The sequence below is a fragment of the Romboutsia lituseburensis DSM 797 genome, from assembly GCF_900103615.1.
GTDB classification, from domain to species: Bacteria; Bacillota; Clostridia; order Peptostreptococcales; family Peptostreptococcaceae; genus Romboutsia_F; species Romboutsia_F lituseburensis.
This window is the reverse complement of sequence record NZ_FNGW01000003.1, coordinates 299038-316267: the sequence shown is the minus strand read 5'-3', so window position 1 is coordinate 316267 and position 17230 is coordinate 299038. Positions and strand designations below refer to the sequence as shown.

The window sequence follows — 17230 nt, the reverse complement described above, 5'->3', positions numbered from 1 at the left end:
CTATATAGTCTTGATTATTCTCAAATTTTATCAATCCAATTTTGCACTGAACTCTTATCGTAATATATATTTCCATTTATATTTATATGTTTTATGTTTGGATATTCCTTTATTAAATAATCAATTTCATGTTTAGAAACTCCCAGTTTCTTAGCTATATATTTTTTATTAACTAATTTAGGATTAGATATATCTTCATTTTCTTGAAATAGAATATCTCCAAATTTATCTGAAGAGTAATTAGAGTTATTGCTTTTAAAAAATATTAAACCCTTACTTATTCCATTGCCTATGTAATATCCTGATATAGCTATTGATGCCCCTATAATAAGAGCTGATAAATTATCCATATGTATTCTCTCCTTTAACATCTTGCTACACAACCTTAATAGCCGTGCCGTTATACTTATTATATTCAATTTAACCCCCTGTAAATAGTTCGCACTATACGATTTTTGTACTACCATATAGCTTTTATAAAAATTATGATTCTACTTACAATAATTACTTTTTATTTAACATATAAATTGCTAAAAAAATAAAATCTGAAAATAATTGCATTAAAAATTGCTAGATAAGAAAGCCCAGATTTATTTATTATCTTTAAATGCATCATTTATATCACTAAATCCAATATCAATTAGCATTTTGCTAAAACCTGTTTTATCTATTAATCTTACATTATACTCTTTTGCCTTTCTTATTGCTATATCTGAAAAAATGTCAGCAGATGTTATTACCCAAGGTATGTATGTATACTCATCATATAAATTTTCTTTTTGATTTTTATATTCATTAATTTGATCTATTGCCCATTCCGTCGTACATCCTTGATGGTGTTTAACTTGTACATATATAATAACTTTTATAGCTTCAAATGTTGCTATAACATCTGCATCTGCTCCATTTTCTTTTCCTGATTCATTTTTAGATGGTATGTATACATCACTAGCTCCAATTTTATAAAAATACCACTTTACTAGTTGTTCTAATTTATCAGGATCTAACCTTTCAACAATATTCTTCTCTACATTACTTAATATACTTTCTAATAAACTTGAATGAAAAGTAGATAATTTATTATTTTTCCATTCATCTACTATCTTTTCTATGCTAACTTTTAAATCTGTTATATTTGCATTTGTATTTCTTATCTTCATTCTAGATATAAGGGATCTTTCAAATACCTCTTTTCTAGGTATATTTTTTGCTATAGGTCTTACCTTCCATACAAAACCAATATCTCTAAGATTATTATTTTCGTATAGCTTACCGTCTTCTTTAATTTCAAATCCACTTTCTTTTAATTTACTTGGAAGTACATCTTTATTTATCAATTTTACTTCCTCTTCTAATTCATATATAGAGAATTCACCCCAAGATGGAACTAAAACCCAGTCTCCTCTTTTAAATTCATTAATAAATCTCCATAGGTTGTGCCTAGTCTTTTTTAGATCGCTCCACTTTTCTACAAATCGATTATTAAAAAATTTCCAATCACCATCTATAGTCTTTTCTAAAAATTCCTTGTTACAAAAATCAGAAAATCCTATTGATAGATAATTTTCATCTATCAATGGATATGAAATATCCATACAATGAGATATTCTATGTAACCATATATTCATTTTTATCTCTCCCTTTGACTTTAAGTACTCTATTCATTTCTATTTTATATTATACTCTTGGTACCTTCTACACAACCTTAAACAACTCTTTATAGTACTTTCAGATAAATTAGTCTTTTCAAGCTTTGCTTTTACATACTCTTCTCCCTTTGTATAATCAATGTTTCTACTTTTCATTATGTTTATCCTAGACATATCATCCTTAATAGATTTTTCACTTAGTGTACCTAACGATCTTAAATATTCTTCAAATTCATTCATATTATATCTCTCCCATATCTTTTTATTTTAACATGCTCTATAGCTTTATAGCTCCTGCTCCCGTCAAAGCATATCCTCACCCTAGCAAATAATTTGAATTTTCAACTCTAGTGCCTAACATACAAGCTCAGTTGCAACCTTGTCCATTTTGCTACATTGGAGGCTATCACTTTAATCATAATTAAATTATATTACATATTTAATCATTTCTAAACCTATTGTATAATTATATATAAATAACAACGAGGTGAATCTTATGAAAAAAAATTTAAAAGTAGTTGCTGCTATTATAGAAAATGAATATAATGAAGTTTTGTGTGCCCTAAGATCTCCTCAAATGACGCTTCCAAATATGTGGGAGTTCCCTGGTGGTAAGGTTGAAAGTGGAGAATCGCTTAATGATGCTATTGAGCGTGAAATAATGGAAGAACTAGATTGTAAAATTAAAGCTTTAGATGTTTTCCATGATAATACTCATGAATACGAAAATGTTATAGTTAATCTTATCTGTATCAGATGTAAGATTGTTGAAGGACTTCCAACTTCTAATGAGCATTCTGAGCTTATATGGTTTAGACGTGAGAACCTTGAGTCTTTAAGATGGGCTCCTGCTGATATTCCTGCGGTAAATAAGTTAATATCTGAGTAATAAAAAAGTCGCTTCGCTCCTGTCGCCAACGACCTAAAACCAGGTCCGTTGCTCAAGCCTAGGAGTTGGCATTATATAAAAAAGATAGTTGATTTTATATAACATCAACTATCTTTTTATCATTTACTTATTATCTACTTTATGTAAAATTACATTTAAATATTAATACCTATACCTTCTGCTAACTCACGGTTTTAAATATTATTTTCAACTATATCCTTAAGAGTCTCTAATGTCTTTACTTCATCATAAAGACTTACTGCATATACCCTTATCTTTTTATTCTTATTATGCTCTAGATACCAAGACTCTAAATACTCACTACTACTATCACTGCTACTAGGATATAACAAAATAGCACTTTTCACATCTTCATATCTAGTTAAATAAGCATACATCTGATAAAAATCATCTCTCTTTACACCATGCCTATTTAAACTTCCATCAATCTTTTTCCATTTAGTGTCTATAATTAACTTTTCCTTACCTTCAACCTCTATAACGATATCTGGCTGAAGTAAAAATATATCTCTATCAGTTTTTTCATTCTTAAGTAGTTTATACTTATTATGCTGAGAATGAACTTCGTATTTATCTAAATTTAGCCTAAGCAAATTAGTTATATATCTTTCATAAACATCATTCATTTCAAATAATATAGCAAAAGACTTATCATCACCTTTATTTCCAATAGATGAATATCCATTTAAAAGCATCTTAGCTAATAATAAACTTGGCTCAAATCTAGAATTTAGCCTACTAAACTTATAAGCTAATAATTTCTTATTATTTATATCAATATATGATACTTCAGAAAATATAACATTTATATGACTTAGAATCTTTAAAGTTTCCGAGTTTTTTACATTTTTTATAGTCTTTCTTATACAAGTGTTAAATATCTGATTTAATGTATTATCTATAGAAAATTCTTCAAACTTGCAAAATACATCACTACTACATCTAGATATATTTTTAATATGTTCTTTAACTAATAAACTTCCCTTTAGAGCCTTGCTATTTTCTTCTACATTAATATATTCTAAGTACGGTCCTCTTATTAATTGACTTTGAAGAGTTTTAGCAAATATTAGTGCTAGTATTTCATTTAAATCCATTTTATACACACTTAACATTCCTAAATTTGAATAATTAAAATTTATTATCCCACTTTTGCTTAACATATTAAGTAATGATTTTCTACTACCTTCATGATCACTGCTATTTATATTTACTTTAGGTAATATTTCTATGGATACCGTAGATAACTTTATAAATCCAACATAATTTATAAATATTACATCATCTCTTGACCATATAATATTTCTATTATCTAGCTTTTGTCTTTCTATGTATCGATTTAACTCATCAGCTTCTTTAACACTTATGGATCTATTAGATCCTCCATTTGTAATTTTAAGCTTATCATAACACTCATAAATAGTTATATGCCTCATAAAACTATTCTCCATCTAATGTAGTTGTATTATCTAAAGCTTCATCTTTTATATCATCATATATTCTTATGAAAGCTTCTCTACTAGGATTTTCTACCACACTATATTTAACTTGGTCTGGATACATAAAAGTTTGATTGGTTTTAAATAAACTACTTGCCTTGATAGTTGTTTTATTTAGTAAGTAATTATTATTAAAAGCCTTACCGCTACCACCTAAAACCATTTCTATTTTTTCAAAATCATCATAGAAATACTCTTGAAGTAGAGGAATAATCTTATTTTTCATAATAGATACAAGGTCTTCAAAAGTTAAATTATCTTTTATAAAATATGTATGTCCTATTGTATGATCTCTATCAAGTAAAAACTCAATTCTATCATTTATAGTTTTTAATAACTTAGACACATTTACTCCTTCTACATCTTTTGAAAGTAATTCTTCATTAGGCATATACTCTTCAAAATCAAATCTTCTTCTAAGTGCAGTATCAAGTAGTGCTATTGATCTATCCGCTGTATTCATCGTTCCTATTATGTATAAATTATTTGGCACACCAAAAGATTCATTTGAATATGGAAGACTTACTTTTAATTCATTTCTCTCACCGATTCTTTTGTCTTCTTCTATAAGCGTTATAAGCTCTCCAAATATTTTAGATATATTACCTCTATTTATTTCATCTATTATAAGCACGTAATTTTTAGCTTTATTTTCTATGGGCTTTTCTGATATAAGCTCTTTTATATTATCAAACTTTAAATCTTCATTGTAGAATGTATATATTGATTGTTGAGAAAATACTTTATCCTTTAGTATTCTTTTTACATCTATTGCTTCTCCGTTATAAAGCCATTCTACTTTTCTAAAATGATTATATCTAATTTCTGTATTAGAATCGTAGTAATAATCCCCTGTAATTTTACCTATAGCTCTTGCTTTGTGGTTTCCTTGTGATATTATTACTAAATCACCTTCTTGGATTATATGTTTAAATCTATTTATAGCATTTATATCAAAACTATTGTCACTAGATTCTGGAAAGTTTTCTTTAAATATTTGCTTTATAGATTCTCTATCATTACAATTTGAGTAATCTATATTTTCTCCCCATCCTAGAGATATACAATTGTTTTTTATACAGTATTCATATATGTTATCTTCTTTGCTGCTAGTATCCCCTAAAGACATTTTGTGTACTGATATTTGATTTTGGTCAAATTCATATTTTGGTAGTTCTGTTTGAGCTTTTACTGATGTACTTTCACATATTTGTTTAAATATACCATCCTTAGGCTCAAATCCTCCGCTACCATTACTTCTTAGACCTTCTACAAAGTCTTCGTATGAATATGATTGATGGAATGTGCAAAATCCAATAAGTCCATCTTCTTTTAGCTTGTTAAATTCTTTCACTACTTCATCTCTCTTTGAAGGATTATTTATGATATCTTTGTATTTTTCATGGTCTATTATCTCTAAAGCTTTGTTGCAAACATTATAAGTCTTTCCTGTACCTGGAGGACCATATAATATTGTATTTTTTGATATCTGATTATTTCTACTACTCACTTTTGCATCATCCCCCTCTTTTGTATCTACAATATAATCTTCTGGTAGATTATTTGATTTATTAGACCAAGAACAATGAGACATCTCAATAAAATTCTTAAACTTATAATTACCACTCTCAACAAGCCTTTTACACTCATTTGATATATCTATATACTGCTTACCATTTGGAACATGTCCCTTTTCAATATTTGGAAATATTGATTTTACTGTATTTAAATTATTTTTCTCATTACAAATAAATGTTCTGTTTTGTTCATCAAGATTAATATATCTATAAGGCCTTATCCAAAATAATCCCATACTTAATTTCCATTTTACACCCTTTTGTGCTATTGTTTTATCATAGTAATTAATTAAATTTAATTCATCTTCGTCATTTTGATTTTCATCATATTTGATTGCATATTCAAATACTTTCCATAAGTTATCAATATCATCTTCTTTTCTATATCCCTCAAATTTATAAAAAGTTGAAGACATATTATTAAGTAAAGGTATACCCGAAAAATCAGTTGGCACTTCTAAATTTATATTTAGAAGCTTTGCAAATTCAGTTATAATAATAGTTCTATTTTCATCTTTTATGCCTTTATTAAACAATCCAAAAACAGTAAAAGGATCTATGTCTACAATATTATTCTCTTTTTCAAGTGTTGGTAATTTAATATTAATATTGTCATAAACCTTTCTAATAATTGTAATTAAATCTTTTCTATTATTTTTATATTGTAGTATTTTATTTGCAAACTCTTGATAAAAATCTCCCCATATTTTGTAGTCTATGTCCTCCATTACAATATCTCCTCTATAGTTATTTGTTAATCTTCTTTAAGTATAATTATATCATCAAATATTAAATTTCTATATCTCTGATTTCAAATGCTAATAATGATTATAATATTTTCTTTTTATTGTCATTGTACATAAGTAAATTTATTAAATAAATAACTTCTAGGGCTACATTGTTGTCAAATAAATCAAATATATTGTTGTTATCACTACGCTCTGGAGTAGCTGTCATACCTAGTGTAAACTCAGGTGTAAAATAATTAAGCACACTTAAATATGTATTGCTAGCAGGATGGTGAGCTTCATCTATCATTTGGTGTTATTGTTTTTAGATTTTCAAATATAAGGTTGTTAGTTTTGTTTATACTTTTAAGTTGCTTTATAAAATCTTCTTATTTTATCTAGTGCTTTTGGATCTGTAAAGTTTAGGTAGGTTGATGTTATTATTTTACCTGGTACGCACTTTCCTTGTAGTTCTTTTAGTGTGTCTAGTAGTAGTTGTAATCCGCTAAAGTTTATGAATGCTACGCTGAAATAGAATGATTTACATTCCTTTAAGCTTTTTTGTAGTTCGTTTAGCAGGTTTTGGTTTTGTGTGTTTGTTATTAATTTATTTGAATTTATCATTTACTTTCTCCTTGGGTTTTTAAGTAAAAATATTTTACTCCTATTAAGATTTTATATTATTTTTAGGTATTAGAAAAGCCCCCTAAAACTTTTAGAGAGCTCATTAGATGTAGGTTAGAAAATAATTTAAATAAAAGATCTGCGTCTAAATTTTTAGGTATTTCTGAAAAAAATTATAGCCTCTTGGAAGATAGCTTACTTATGAGTATATAAACTTATTCTATAGTTAAATCTAACTTAATAAAATCTAAATTAATTAGCATAATATTTTTTATACATATCTTATTATTCTACGCTATATCTATTTTAGGTTTCCATTTATAATAATACTTCAAATTTTGAAAGAATTTAATTATATTTAATTTGCTTTTTCTAAATCCAAATCACTATTCCATTCTTTCTTATAATTACATTTAAATTTAGATGTTATTTTTCTACCTATAAAATCACACTTACCATTATTTTCATTATACTCATAAGTTATTAATACATATTCCTTAGCTTTAGAAACATACTCTGGTAGCTTTTGTTTAAGAATTATAGAGGCCTCACTTTTATCTTTTTCATTTACTGACCCCAATATCTGTATTAAATGTAATTTTTTTCTTTTCTTATCTTTTTTAACATCTTTATATCTATTTTCTCTCATAACAAAATATAATCTTTTATCATGGATATTATATATAACTATCTGGTTCCAATACCCCCTTTTAACTAATAATGTTTTATAAATCTCCTCTTTAAAACGTTCTTCTATATTAGTATTTATAAAATCCCACCTCATACCTGGGTCACCATTTCTAGTCGTTAAATTATAATGTTTATGAAATTCTATCATATCTTTATCATATACTTTTTTTACACTTTTTGTTATACGCTGTATGTCAAGTTGCATTTTATCCATATTTTAGCCCCCCCTATTAATTTTAGTATATTTATTATATTAAGATTGAGGTAAATATGTTACTTGTACATCTAACTTTAACCAATGTTGTAAGTATTATCCAAAACGCTTCTAATTCTATTGATTTCTATGCCTTTCTAAAATGATATATCTTTTATATCATTAATATTTATAATAAATTCTTTAATCTCAGAGTTGGTTATCAAAATAGATATGTATATTATGACAAAGTTAAATACATTTCTAGCTCCTTTATATTCTTATTTTGAATCACGCATAACTATACACATTGTACACATAACAGCTATAGATATTATAATTATTCCTAACAATAAACGCCTAGTATATGTGTTTATTATAAAAACATGTATGATACTAAACTTAGCCACATCTCTTAATTGTTCTATTCTTAATATTACAATATTACTCTACATATATTCTAAGTAACTATCTAATTACATTTTCTATTACTAATTTTTTCATCAATAAGTTTTAAATTTATCTCTTCCCAATAATTTATATATACAAGTTTAATTCCATATTTATCACTTAATTGTTTTTTTAATTTATCTCTTTCTACATTTTTTCTATAGCCTTCTTCTCCACCAAAAAATTCTACAGCCTCAAAGTGTTGCTTACCTTGATATTCTATAGCTATATTTAACCCTGATATAAATACATCATAAGACATTTGACCTCCAGTAGGACCTTTTAAAAAGAACGGTCTATGCTGATAAATAACATTATAGTCTTTGTATAGTTTTTTAGTTAAATTATATACCAACTCTTCTGAAATCCACTTATTAATAGGTTTTAGATATGTACTTTTTTCTTTATGTGTATATTCATCTTTGTAGGCATTTTCCAGTATCTTATCAGCATACCTCCATACATTATCTTTTTCTCTAAAATGCTTGCTTAAGTAAAAATACCTAAAATGATTTTCTAATCTATATTTTCTAGTTTTCCCTTTCCATGACTCAAATGCTTTTTTTAATTTCAAATTACCTTGGCGAATATCCCCAATGCTATTATAAGTCCCTTGTTTTAGAATTTTTTTACATCTTGAATTTATATAAGTATGAGGATTTTGAGTAGTGTAAGCAACTCCATATTCTATATTTCCATTCACATCTTCTATTTCTAGTACTATGAAATTATACTTTATACCTTCCCATGATTTATATCTCTCTTTCAATTTAGCTTTTGGAACTAATTCATTTATTTTTTCAACAAGTGTTTTCTCCTCTTGACACCAATATGTTCTAGAATATCCTTTAAATTTTGTATAAGTAACATCTAAATCAAGATAACTTATTCCTGTAAATGATTCCATGTCACGAATAAAACCGCTATGATTATATTTAAATCCTAAAGCATTGTAGGTTAACTCCTCTATAAATAAAATATAATAATCTTTACCTTTTTCTGGCATATCCATAAATTCACAATCTTTAGTCCACCCATATTTTTCTTTTACATTTTCACAAACACAAAAGTCTTCTTTTTGTATTCCTATATATAAAGCTAAACTATCTTCCAATATAACTACTTTTTCAAACTCATTAATATTATAAGTTTCAGTAGAATATTTATATAGATTCTTTTCAAATTCATTACGTATATACTTTACGGCTCTTAATGGTAAATGTAACATAGATCCTCCTTAGTTATTATCTGATTTTATCTCTTCTTTAAATATCTTCTTTATATCTACTAAGTCAATATCTATATTTCTATGTATAATACTATGACAATTCGAACACACCATCATAATATCTTCAATCTTAGTTTCATCTCCATCTTTCATTTTACTGACTGGTTTTATATGATGACCTTCTATAAACCCTCTTCCTAACTCTCCATATACCTCTTCAAAATCAAAACCACAAATTTCACAAAACATACTATTATGATGCTCATAAAACAACTCCTTAGCATCCTTTATAAGTTGTTGGTCCCTTTCTCTTTTTCTATGGTTTTCTACTAATATTTGTCTTCCTTCCTCATATCTCTTGTTTAATTTAGATAAATTCACATTTGAGTAGATATATTTTTTATTTATATAAAGTTCCTCTTGTGAATATCTTTTTTTCCATTCACGATTGTCCCTATTAGGGTTATTAGCTATATCTGTTAATTTTCGTTGATATTGATTTATCTATAAAATCAAAGTAATTTCTACCGTTTTGATTAGCAAACATACCTGTTATAGCATAATTATAGCTATTGCTATTTCTTATATCTACTGATCCATTTTTTCTGCATTCATCAAGTATTTGTCCTATTTCATCAACTGTAAATTTCTTTTGTGGATTTACACCTTTTAATTCTATATATTTAGTAAATTCTTTAAATAACTTATCTGGATTTTTCATATTAAGCTCCCTCCAAATTTTATACTATAAAAATATTTTAGTATTCTTTATAATTTAAAGAGAGTAGAATTTTCTACTCCCTTATTACTTTATAATATTTTCTTATAAATTTTCATTGACTTTTTTGTATAAATAAATTAAATAAATCATTTGAATTTATTTAACTAAGTAATATATTATACTTTTAATTGTATGCTTTATAGAAAGCTGTTCTTCTAATATATCATTTTTACCATTTTCCGCTAATAATATTTCTCCTAATATAAAGTCAAACCTTTGATACTCTAACAAATATTTAGGTATACCACATGGTAAATAAGTGTTAAACTTTATAGCAAGTCCATTTTTCAACAACTCATGTCTTATCAGTAGATCACCTTTTTCGTATATACATTTTTCCTCATTGTATCTATATTCATATACTTTTATCCATCGAATAACTTCTGAAGAAGATAAGTAAACCTCTTCACTATTATTATCTCCTAAATTATACTCTTCTACTACCCTTAGGTTTTGTTCTTTATTATTATATGATACATTAATAGATTCTGAAATTATAACCTTCATTTGTTTTATCATAAAGCTTCTACCTGCTATATAAGCTATAAATAAAACTAAAGATATGATTGATGAAGTAAATCCGATAACTTCTACGACTTCTAATTCCGATAAGCTTGATGTAAGAGCTTTAAAAATCGAACTAAAATCTATTTTACCACATATGTATCCTAATATAAAAATCATTAATGCTGTAAATATTTTTTTGAATGTATGTTTCACTCTTTATCTCCTTATTAATACTACTATATATATTATTTTTCATTACTTAGTTGCAATTTCCTTAATGCATAAATCATCATTTATCTTTACAATAATGATTATTACTAACTTCAAAAATATCAAATAATTAGTTTCATGTAATTTCTCATCATTAGTCTGAGTTCCATGTAAATAACTATTACGAAGATCTAATGAATTACTAAACTTTGATTTGTTTAGATGATAGTTAAAATAATCTTGTTCATCATTAGTAAAGAATTTATTATCAAATTTAAGCACATTTTCATTAATCAATATATCAATTTCACACCTTAATACCTTATTATAATTCCAGTAACTTATTACTCCATTTTTATATAAGTCTAAAAATATAGCAATTTTATTTGTATTTACAAATTGTAAGTATCCGTCTGTATCCTCACATATAAAATTATTTTCTATAAGCCACTCTATATTTCTAATTTGATATTCCTTGAAATCTGAAAGCTTAACTTTTACCATCATAATTAATCTATAAAACTCATTATAATTTTCCTCTAAGTTAGGCAAATAACTAATCATACTTTGATCTGAAAATAATAAATTTGAAGCTATAGTAAATACTTTAGAATTTGGATATACATATTTATTACCAACTATACTCATACAATTTTCAAATACTTTGTTCTGAGCTGAAGACATTTGAAGTAACTCTTGGTCTATTTCTCCATCCTCTACATAAAGCATATATTGTTTTAGTATTCTATCCATTTCAGGTAATATCGCTCTACACTTTTCAAAATAAGATGAGCTACTTGTTGGCATTTTTACAACATAATTATCAATTCCAAATTCCTGTAATAAATAATCTTTAAAGAACCATTCTATAACTTCTTCTAGTCTTATCTTATATCTTTCTAAAACTTGCACATAACTATAAATTTGAGATGTAGACATCATATTTTTTCTATTAAATTCAAAAGATTGTTTATATAAGTAGTTTAAGTCATCAAGTACAAGGTGCCTTTCTAAAGCACTAATTTCACTTATTTTACTTACTAATGTTAACCTCATTTGATTATCAAAAAAGTTAAATATATAAATAAAATTATTTAATAATGTATTATAATCTAAATTTTCTTCAATCCATTTAGTACTTATACTACATTTTGATGAATCTCCACTGTATGTATATATAACAGATTCCTCTTGATTTTTATCATATACTATATTTACCGATATAGTTCTACATACACTGCTTTCAAATATCTTTTTAGATTCTTTTTCATATCTACGCTTAGACTTTAATCTAATTTTATCTACTATTTTAAAATCACTATTATTCGGAAAATCTATTATCCTTTCAATGTATCTAGGATTTACATTTTCAGACTCTATATAATTAAGTAATATTTTTTCTTTAAACTCTTGAGATAAAGATTTTGGTAAATACATTTTATCTCTGTCTTGATATTCTTCGTACATATATTTATTAATTAAAATCTCCGCACATTTACTATCTTCTAGCATGGTTTCACATATAATTTTATCAAATTTATCTACTATTTTTCTATATTTGAGTATTATATAACAATGGACATCAGTGTTTTTTAATAAGTCTTTAAAATCTAAATCATTAATATTGTTATAAATGCTATATTGCTCTATTAATTCAAAGAAATCTTCTTTATATTCAAAGTATACATCTCTGTACAAACTTAAAAAACTCTCTTTATTTTCTCCAATAAATTTTCCAATTCTTTTTCCTATTATTTTTAATACTTTATCAAATTCTTTATTTGTTTCATTTATAATTATCTCTTTAAATTCATCATCTTTGCTAAACTTAATAATATTAAAATATTCTAATATATCATTGATATTATATTCTTCTATTTCACTTCTAAAGTGGTTAATAAATTTAATAATATTGTTTATACTAGTACTACTTGTAAGGTCATACTTAGAATAAAATTTAATTCGCTCCATGTCTCTCCCCTTTATGTATAAATATTACTTTTAATGTATTAGTATTTCCATTAACTATAAAGAGAGTAGAACTTTCTACTCTCATATTATTTTACAATATTTTCTTATAATTTTCCATTAAATGCTTTTTGCATAATTATCTTTATCATCCATAGCTTCATGCATTGCTTTATTACCATGAAGTCTCACTATATTAAACCAATCTGGTATGGATTGATATTTACTGTTCTTAGTTTTTTATTTTATCATCTTGAGTTGAAAATCTATCTATTTCTATTTTTAAAGCTACTAATACTAAATCTATTAATTGTTCCCCTAGTATTCTAATCTTTAGCATGGAAGCATTTTGATCTGTGACTATATATGTTTCTGCTTGCATTCCTAGTTTTTTAGATTCGACCATCTATCTAAAAAATAAAAATTTGACATTTTTTAAATTTTCCCCTTTTTATTTTATAATATTTCAATTTATCATATTTACATAAATATTATTATATCATCTATATATACTCTATAGTTAAAATATATTGATTAAAAGTTCTAGTTTATATTTTAATGAGCTTGATTTTCAGATCAAATTTATTAACTTTACTTCCACAAATAAATTATGGATGTAAAAAAGAAATTAGTTATGAACTTTAAAACTATTTTAGTTATAAATTATTCTATTTTTTGCAACTAAAAAAGTTGAAGCATGAATAACATCTTCACACTTCAACTTTTCTTATAACATATATTAAGCTTTTTTATAATTAATAATATTTCTAACTTGCATTTCAGTTATACCAAACCTTCTCGCCAAGTCTTTGTAATTTCCATCAAAGTTTTCCTTAATCAATTTATTTCTAAACGACTTAATAACACTATTTTCACTAGGTATATAAACATTTCCTCCACCAGCTAACTTTATCAATTCTTTCACATTTTCAATACCAATAGTATCTATAATATCACCTAATGATTCTGGCAGATCTTCTTTAGTTAAATACTCTAACATAAAGTACCTCCATATTTAATTCTAAATATCTATATAATAAATACGTTTATAGTGCTTATTAATCCTTCTTATTTCAACATTTAAATTCATCAAAATATGATATATTTTCTTTTTATAAAAACTATAGTTTATAAACTATTTTAATATATTTCTTTAAATTTTTAACCCTAAAATGTAATCACAAATCATTAAAAACTTAAGGAGGAATAAACAATGAAATGGTACTTAGACTTTGGACATGGTGGGAAAGACACTGGAGCATTAGGCTTTAAAAATACAAAAGAAAGTGATGCAGTATTACAAATAGGAATGATAGTTAAAAATAACCTAGAAAAATCTAATGAAAAAGTAATTACAACACGTGAAAGTGACACATACTACTCACTAGATTATAGAAGTACTAAAGCCAACAACAATAGCTGTGACTACTTTGTAAGCCTACACATGAACTCTTCAACTAATAAATCTGCTAAAGGATGTGAAGTATGGGTCTATAGTGAAAATAGCAAAGCATACACATTATCTAAAAACATATGCTCAAATCTATCAAATAAAATCAATACCCCTAATCGTGGTGTTAAAATATCAAAAGAATTTTCAGTACTTAGAAAAACTAAAATGCCTGCACTTTTAATAGAAATAGACTTTATATCTAATAAAGACGTTGAAACTTCTTTAAGCTCTAATCAATATATAAAAGATATAGCAAATAGCATATCATCAAGCTTACTGTCATTTGTAAATAAATCAGTTGTTGATGAAAATTCAAATAATAACTTTATAGTTGATAAAACAAACAGTACTGATTTTTACAGGGTATGTATAGGCGCATTTAAAGATAAATCTAACGCTATTAAGTGTAAAAATGAAGCTATTTCAAAGGGATTTAAAGATACTTATATTTTATAAAGCTTTTTCAAAAACTTTTATAAAGAATTTTAATATATTCTAAAATTCTAAATCCTTATACTTATCTCAAGAAGCAAACAACTTCTAAAAAACTAAGGAGGTATTTATTATGGCAATATCAACTAAAAATCCATCAGGATTAAAATTAAAATTTCAAACAGGTACAGATCCTATAACTCAAAAAGTTATAGTAAAAACTAAGACTTACTCAAATTTAAAACCATCAGCATCTAATGATGATGTGTATGAAGTAGGAGAAATATTAGCTTCACTTCAAGGACATTCTTTATTAGAAATAGCTAAAATTGACAATACAACTCTATCAGCATAAAACTTTACTATATTTTGAGCAACTTGCAGATAACTTTTAATATTCTCAGTTGCTCAAGCTTAAATTATATATTAAAAATTGGAGGTATTTATTATGGATATAAAAAAGAAATTAGTTATGAACTTTAAAACTGTTTTAGGTAAAAAGGTAGCTTTATCAGTAGATAATCCTAGAGAGGATTTAAATGAATCAGAAATAAAAACTGCTATGGAAAATATATTAGCTAAAAATATATTTACATCAAATGGTGATGATTTGGTTGCTTTTGTTGATGCTAAAGTAGTTGAAACTGGAACTACTGATTATGATTTAAAATTATAATCAAATTTAAAGACTATGTTAAGATTCTAATTTTTTAGACTTCTATCATAGTCTTTTTTTAAACCTATATTAATAGAAAGGATGATATTTATGTATTCAGAAATTCAAACTTTAATAGCTTCTGTAGGTTTCCCAATAGCTATTAGCATGTATTTGCTTGTTAGGATTGAAGGAAAGCTTCAGACTCTATCCGATAGTATTAATGAATTATCTAAAAATATATTAAGCATGAAATAATGATACTTTACGATATTTCAAAGAAAGGATTCCTTTTACTAGTTGCTCAAGTTATGTAGATTCAAGTAACTTGTATCTAAGTAATATGAATACGGTACTCTAAAAAAATAACATACACTATACCAATACATTCAGCTGTTTTTGTACTTACTCTACAGCCTTATATCTTATAACTAGTACTGATGAAACTACATTAATTGTTAATAACGAAATAAAACATAAAAAGAGTCCTATGTCTATTGTAAATATAAATCCAACCGTAACACCTATAATCATAGAATAAAGTTGCATAGATAATTCAGTAGGCTTGTATTTAGTTTTACAACATTCGCATGTGTATCCTTCAGATGTATTCTTTTTCCATAACTTAAACTTCTCTATAAAATTTATCTTAGTATTACACTTATCACAAAATTTAAACATTGTCCCACTCTCCCTGTTGACTTATATTAAAGGTTATTTTTTAAATTTTTTCATATCCTTATTTACATTATTAAATAAAGGTAATTGAAGTATGAGTGTTTTTTACTTATACTTCAATTACCCATTCATTATTTCATGTACATAAAAAATTATAGTTTAGTTATTTTTTAATATTTTTTAAAATATCTACACTTAAAAAAATTACTAATATAATTTCTATAATTACAAAAACACTTAAAATCATATCAGAATTATTGATACTTTTACCCCAAAATAAAACAAATGAACTTGTTAATAATGATACAATTAAAGTTGAAACTACTAAAATTCTTCTATTCATTTTCATATATAGATTATCACCTTACCACTTCTATAGACTATTAAATTAAAACCCCTATAATTACTAATACACTTGCTCAATTGCTATATTATGGTAAGCAAATTTAATTGTAAACATTATTTGCTTGAATAGTCATATTTCATACCCAAATGGTTATATAGTTATAATTCAAACTATATATTTCTTTTCTATATACTAATAAAAAATAGCTGAACATTTGGTAATACAAATGTATTCAGCTATTTTTATATTTATTCTACAGCCTTATATCTTACAACTATTGCCGGTGTAACTAAATTAACTGTTACTAACAAAATAAAACATAAAAAGAATCCTATTTTTAAATTTAACTCACTCATAAATACAAACACAAATGTAAGCCATATTACCATAAAATCAAGTAACATAGATAATTTAGTCGGCTTATATTTAGTTCCACAATTTTCGCATGTATATCCTTCATATGTACTCTTATTCCATAATTTAAACTTCTGTCTAAAGCCTATCTTCGTATTACACTTATCACAAAATTTAAACATTATCCCACTCTCCCTATTAGCATCTATTATAAATTACTTGTTAAATTTTTTCATATCCTTATTTTCATTATTAATTATAAAATTTATATATTCATAAACTCAAACTTTAATAGATT

Annotated in this window: 23 protein-coding genes; 5 read left to right on the top strand and 18 right to left on the bottom strand. The window is 25.4% G+C overall.

Features of this window, described 5'->3' with window-relative positions; translation table 11 throughout:
- Positions 1-20: 20 nt before the first annotated feature.
- The 3 genes from BLP75_RS07320 to BLP75_RS07310 all read right to left on the bottom strand — a co-directional run bounded on the left by BLP75_RS07320 (position 21) and on the right by BLP75_RS07310 (position 1889).
- Entirely contained in the window at positions 21-350 is a 330-nt protein-coding gene (locus tag BLP75_RS07320; RefSeq protein ID WP_092724997.1) for a DNA-binding protein, read from the bottom strand.
- 240 nt (positions 351-590) lie between these two features.
- Positions 591-1628 carry a restriction endonuclease gene (locus BLP75_RS07315; RefSeq protein WP_092724996.1) on the bottom strand — a complete coding sequence of 346 codons (1038 nt, stop codon included), beginning with the start codon at positions 1626-1628 and terminating at the stop codon, positions 591-593.
- Between the two features lie 39 nt (positions 1629-1667).
- Complete coding sequence (locus BLP75_RS07310; RefSeq protein ID WP_092724995.1) at positions 1668-1889, bottom strand: hypothetical protein; 222 nt, start codon at positions 1887-1889, stop codon at positions 1668-1670.
- 256 nt (positions 1890-2145) lie between these two features.
- Between BLP75_RS07310 and BLP75_RS07305 the strand changes: the two genes are divergently transcribed.
- Positions 2146-2538 carry a (deoxy)nucleoside triphosphate pyrophosphohydrolase gene (locus tag BLP75_RS07305; protein WP_092724994.1) on the top strand — a complete coding sequence of 131 codons (393 nt, stop codon included), beginning with the start codon at positions 2146-2148 and terminating at the stop codon, positions 2536-2538.
- Between the two features lie 194 nt (positions 2539-2732).
- Here the strand turns inward: BLP75_RS07305 and BLP75_RS07300 are convergent, their stop codons facing one another.
- The 12 genes from BLP75_RS07300 to BLP75_RS07255 form a co-directional block, all read right to left on the bottom strand.
- The gene (locus BLP75_RS07300; protein WP_092724993.1) at positions 2733-3995 is read right to left on the bottom strand and encodes an McrC family protein; all 1263 of its coding nucleotides are present in this window, start codon (positions 3993-3995) and stop codon (positions 2733-2735) included.
- Positions 3996-3999: 4 nt separating this feature from the next.
- On the bottom strand, positions 4000-6363 hold the full coding sequence (locus tag BLP75_RS07295) for an AAA family ATPase (protein WP_242872402.1): 2364 nt from the start codon (positions 6361-6363) through the stop codon (positions 4000-4002).
- 100 nt (positions 6364-6463) lie between these two features.
- The gene (locus BLP75_RS18375) at positions 6464-6673 is read right to left on the bottom strand and encodes a DEAD/DEAH box helicase family protein (RefSeq protein ID WP_242872401.1); all 210 of its coding nucleotides are present in this window, start codon (positions 6671-6673) and stop codon (positions 6464-6466) included.
- A 56-nt stretch (positions 6674-6729) separates the two neighbouring features.
- Complete coding sequence (locus tag BLP75_RS18370) at positions 6730-6987, bottom strand: phospholipase D-like domain-containing protein (RefSeq protein ID WP_242872400.1); 258 nt, start codon at positions 6985-6987, stop codon at positions 6730-6732.
- Positions 6988-7345: 358 nt separating this feature from the next.
- Positions 7346-7891: a DUF5986 family protein gene (locus tag BLP75_RS07285; RefSeq protein WP_092724992.1), complete on the bottom strand. Its 546-nt coding sequence runs from the start codon at positions 7889-7891 to the stop codon at positions 7346-7348.
- A 451-nt stretch (positions 7892-8342) separates the two neighbouring features.
- Positions 8343-9548, bottom strand: a complete 1206-nt coding sequence (locus BLP75_RS07280; protein ID WP_092724991.1) for a hypothetical protein — start codon at positions 9546-9548, stop codon at positions 8343-8345.
- Between the two features lie 9 nt (positions 9549-9557).
- Positions 9558-9929: an HNH endonuclease gene (locus BLP75_RS07275; protein ID WP_207645425.1), complete on the bottom strand. Its 372-nt coding sequence runs from the start codon at positions 9927-9929 to the stop codon at positions 9558-9560.
- An 85-nt stretch (positions 9930-10014) separates the two neighbouring features.
- Positions 10015-10269 (bottom strand): hypothetical protein, encoded by a 255-nt coding sequence (locus BLP75_RS07270; RefSeq protein ID WP_092724989.1) that lies wholly within the window; start codon positions 10267-10269, stop codon positions 10015-10017.
- Between the two features lie 156 nt (positions 10270-10425).
- Positions 10426-11049: a hypothetical protein gene (locus BLP75_RS07265; protein ID WP_092724988.1), complete on the bottom strand. Its 624-nt coding sequence runs from the start codon at positions 11047-11049 to the stop codon at positions 10426-10428.
- A 42-nt stretch (positions 11050-11091) separates the two neighbouring features.
- Positions 11092-13017: a hypothetical protein gene (locus BLP75_RS07260; RefSeq protein WP_092724987.1), complete on the bottom strand. Its 1926-nt coding sequence runs from the start codon at positions 13015-13017 to the stop codon at positions 11092-11094.
- Between the two features lie 229 nt (positions 13018-13246).
- On the bottom strand, positions 13247-13420 hold the full coding sequence (locus BLP75_RS18125; protein WP_170139115.1) for a hypothetical protein: 174 nt from the start codon (positions 13418-13420) through the stop codon (positions 13247-13249).
- 333 nt (positions 13421-13753) lie between these two features.
- Entirely contained in the window at positions 13754-14014 is a 261-nt protein-coding gene (locus BLP75_RS07255; RefSeq protein ID WP_092724986.1) for a Mor transcription activator family protein, read from the bottom strand.
- Between the two features lie 213 nt (positions 14015-14227).
- Here BLP75_RS07255 and BLP75_RS07250 point away from each other — a divergent pair, with 213 nt between their 5' ends.
- The 4 genes from BLP75_RS07250 (at position 14228) to BLP75_RS07235 (ending at position 15812) form a co-directional block, all read left to right on the top strand.
- Complete coding sequence (locus BLP75_RS07250) at positions 14228-14923, top strand: N-acetylmuramoyl-L-alanine amidase family protein (protein ID WP_092724985.1); 696 nt, start codon at positions 14228-14230, stop codon at positions 14921-14923.
- Between the two features lie 109 nt (positions 14924-15032).
- Positions 15033-15254 carry a DUF1659 domain-containing protein gene (locus BLP75_RS07245; protein WP_092724984.1) on the top strand — a complete coding sequence of 74 codons (222 nt, stop codon included), beginning with the start codon at positions 15033-15035 and terminating at the stop codon, positions 15252-15254.
- A gap of 93 nt (positions 15255-15347) precedes the next feature.
- The gene (locus BLP75_RS07240) at positions 15348-15575 is read left to right on the top strand and encodes a DUF2922 domain-containing protein (protein WP_092724983.1); all 228 of its coding nucleotides are present in this window, start codon (positions 15348-15350) and stop codon (positions 15573-15575) included.
- 90 nt (positions 15576-15665) lie between these two features.
- Positions 15666-15812 carry a YvrJ family protein gene (locus BLP75_RS07235; RefSeq protein ID WP_092724982.1) on the top strand — a complete coding sequence of 49 codons (147 nt, stop codon included), beginning with the start codon at positions 15666-15668 and terminating at the stop codon, positions 15810-15812.
- A 147-nt stretch (positions 15813-15959) separates the two neighbouring features.
- Here the strand turns inward: BLP75_RS07235 and BLP75_RS07230 are convergent, their stop codons facing one another.
- The 3 genes from BLP75_RS07230 to BLP75_RS07220 all read right to left on the bottom strand — a co-directional run bounded on the left by BLP75_RS07230 (position 15960) and on the right by BLP75_RS07220 (position 17114).
- The gene (locus BLP75_RS07230; protein ID WP_092724981.1) at positions 15960-16235 is read right to left on the bottom strand and encodes a hypothetical protein; all 276 of its coding nucleotides are present in this window, start codon (positions 16233-16235) and stop codon (positions 15960-15962) included.
- 160 nt (positions 16236-16395) lie between these two features.
- Positions 16396-16581, bottom strand: coding sequence for a hypothetical protein (locus BLP75_RS07225; RefSeq protein WP_092724980.1), 186 nt, complete (start codon positions 16579-16581; stop codon positions 16396-16398).
- A gap of 245 nt (positions 16582-16826) precedes the next feature.
- Positions 16827-17114 (bottom strand): hypothetical protein, encoded by a 288-nt coding sequence (locus BLP75_RS07220; RefSeq protein ID WP_092724979.1) that lies wholly within the window; start codon positions 17112-17114, stop codon positions 16827-16829.
- Positions 17115-17230 lie beyond the last annotated feature (116 nt).

What these genes read in the sequence shown, in the direction of transcription:
- BLP75_RS07320 (WP_092724997.1), bottom strand. Translation starts at nt 350, where the DNA reads ATGGATAATTTATCAGCTCTTATTATAGGGGCATCAATAGCTATATCA.
- BLP75_RS07315 (WP_092724996.1), bottom strand. Translation starts at nt 1,628, where the DNA reads ATGAATATATGGTTACATAGAATATCTCATTGTATGGATATTTCATAT.
- BLP75_RS07310 (WP_092724995.1), bottom strand. Translation starts at nt 1,889, where the DNA reads ATGAATGAATTTGAAGAATATTTAAGATCGTTAGGTACACTAAGTGAA.
- BLP75_RS07305 (WP_092724994.1), top strand. Translation starts at nt 2,146, where the DNA reads ATGAAAAAAAATTTAAAAGTAGTTGCTGCTATTATAGAAAATGAATAT.
- BLP75_RS07300 (WP_092724993.1), bottom strand. Translation starts at nt 3,995, where the DNA reads ATGAGGCATATAACTATTTATGAGTGTTATGATAAGCTTAAAATTACA.
- BLP75_RS07295 (WP_242872402.1), bottom strand. Translation starts at nt 6,363, where the DNA reads ATGGAGGACATAGACTACAAAATATGGGGAGATTTTTATCAAGAGTTT.
- BLP75_RS18375 (WP_242872401.1), bottom strand. Translation starts at nt 6,673, where the DNA reads ATGATAGATGAAGCTCACCATCCTGCTAGCAATACATATTTAAGTGTG.
- BLP75_RS18370 (WP_242872400.1), bottom strand. Translation starts at nt 6,987, where the DNA reads ATGATAAATTCAAATAAATTAATAACAAACACACAAAACCAAAACCTG.
- BLP75_RS07285 (WP_092724992.1), bottom strand. Translation starts at nt 7,891, where the DNA reads ATGGATAAAATGCAACTTGACATACAGCGTATAACAAAAAGTGTAAAA.
- BLP75_RS07280 (WP_092724991.1), bottom strand. Translation starts at nt 9,548, where the DNA reads ATGTTACATTTACCATTAAGAGCCGTAAAGTATATACGTAATGAATTT.
- BLP75_RS07270 (WP_092724989.1), bottom strand. Translation starts at nt 10,269, where the DNA reads ATGAAAAATCCAGATAAGTTATTTAAAGAATTTACTAAATATATAGAA.
- BLP75_RS07260 (WP_092724987.1), bottom strand. Translation starts at nt 13,017, where the DNA reads ATGGAGCGAATTAAATTTTATTCTAAGTATGACCTTACAAGTAGTACT.
- BLP75_RS18125 (WP_170139115.1), bottom strand. Translation starts at nt 13,420, where the DNA reads ATGGTCGAATCTAAAAAACTAGGAATGCAAGCAGAAACATATATAGTC.
- BLP75_RS07255 (WP_092724986.1), bottom strand. Translation starts at nt 14,014, where the DNA reads ATGTTAGAGTATTTAACTAAAGAAGATCTGCCAGAATCATTAGGTGAT.
- BLP75_RS07250 (WP_092724985.1), top strand. Translation starts at nt 14,228, where the DNA reads ATGAAATGGTACTTAGACTTTGGACATGGTGGGAAAGACACTGGAGCA.
- BLP75_RS07245 (WP_092724984.1), top strand. Translation starts at nt 15,033, where the DNA reads ATGGCAATATCAACTAAAAATCCATCAGGATTAAAATTAAAATTTCAA.
- BLP75_RS07240 (WP_092724983.1), top strand. Translation starts at nt 15,348, where the DNA reads ATGGATATAAAAAAGAAATTAGTTATGAACTTTAAAACTGTTTTAGGT.
- BLP75_RS07235 (WP_092724982.1), top strand. Translation starts at nt 15,666, where the DNA reads ATGTATTCAGAAATTCAAACTTTAATAGCTTCTGTAGGTTTCCCAATA.
- BLP75_RS07230 (WP_092724981.1), bottom strand. Translation starts at nt 16,235, where the DNA reads ATGTTTAAATTTTGTGATAAGTGTAATACTAAGATAAATTTTATAGAG.
- BLP75_RS07225 (WP_092724980.1), bottom strand. Translation starts at nt 16,581, where the DNA reads ATGAAAATGAATAGAAGAATTTTAGTAGTTTCAACTTTAATTGTATCA.
- BLP75_RS07220 (WP_092724979.1), bottom strand. Translation starts at nt 17,114, where the DNA reads ATGTTTAAATTTTGTGATAAGTGTAATACGAAGATAGGCTTTAGACAG.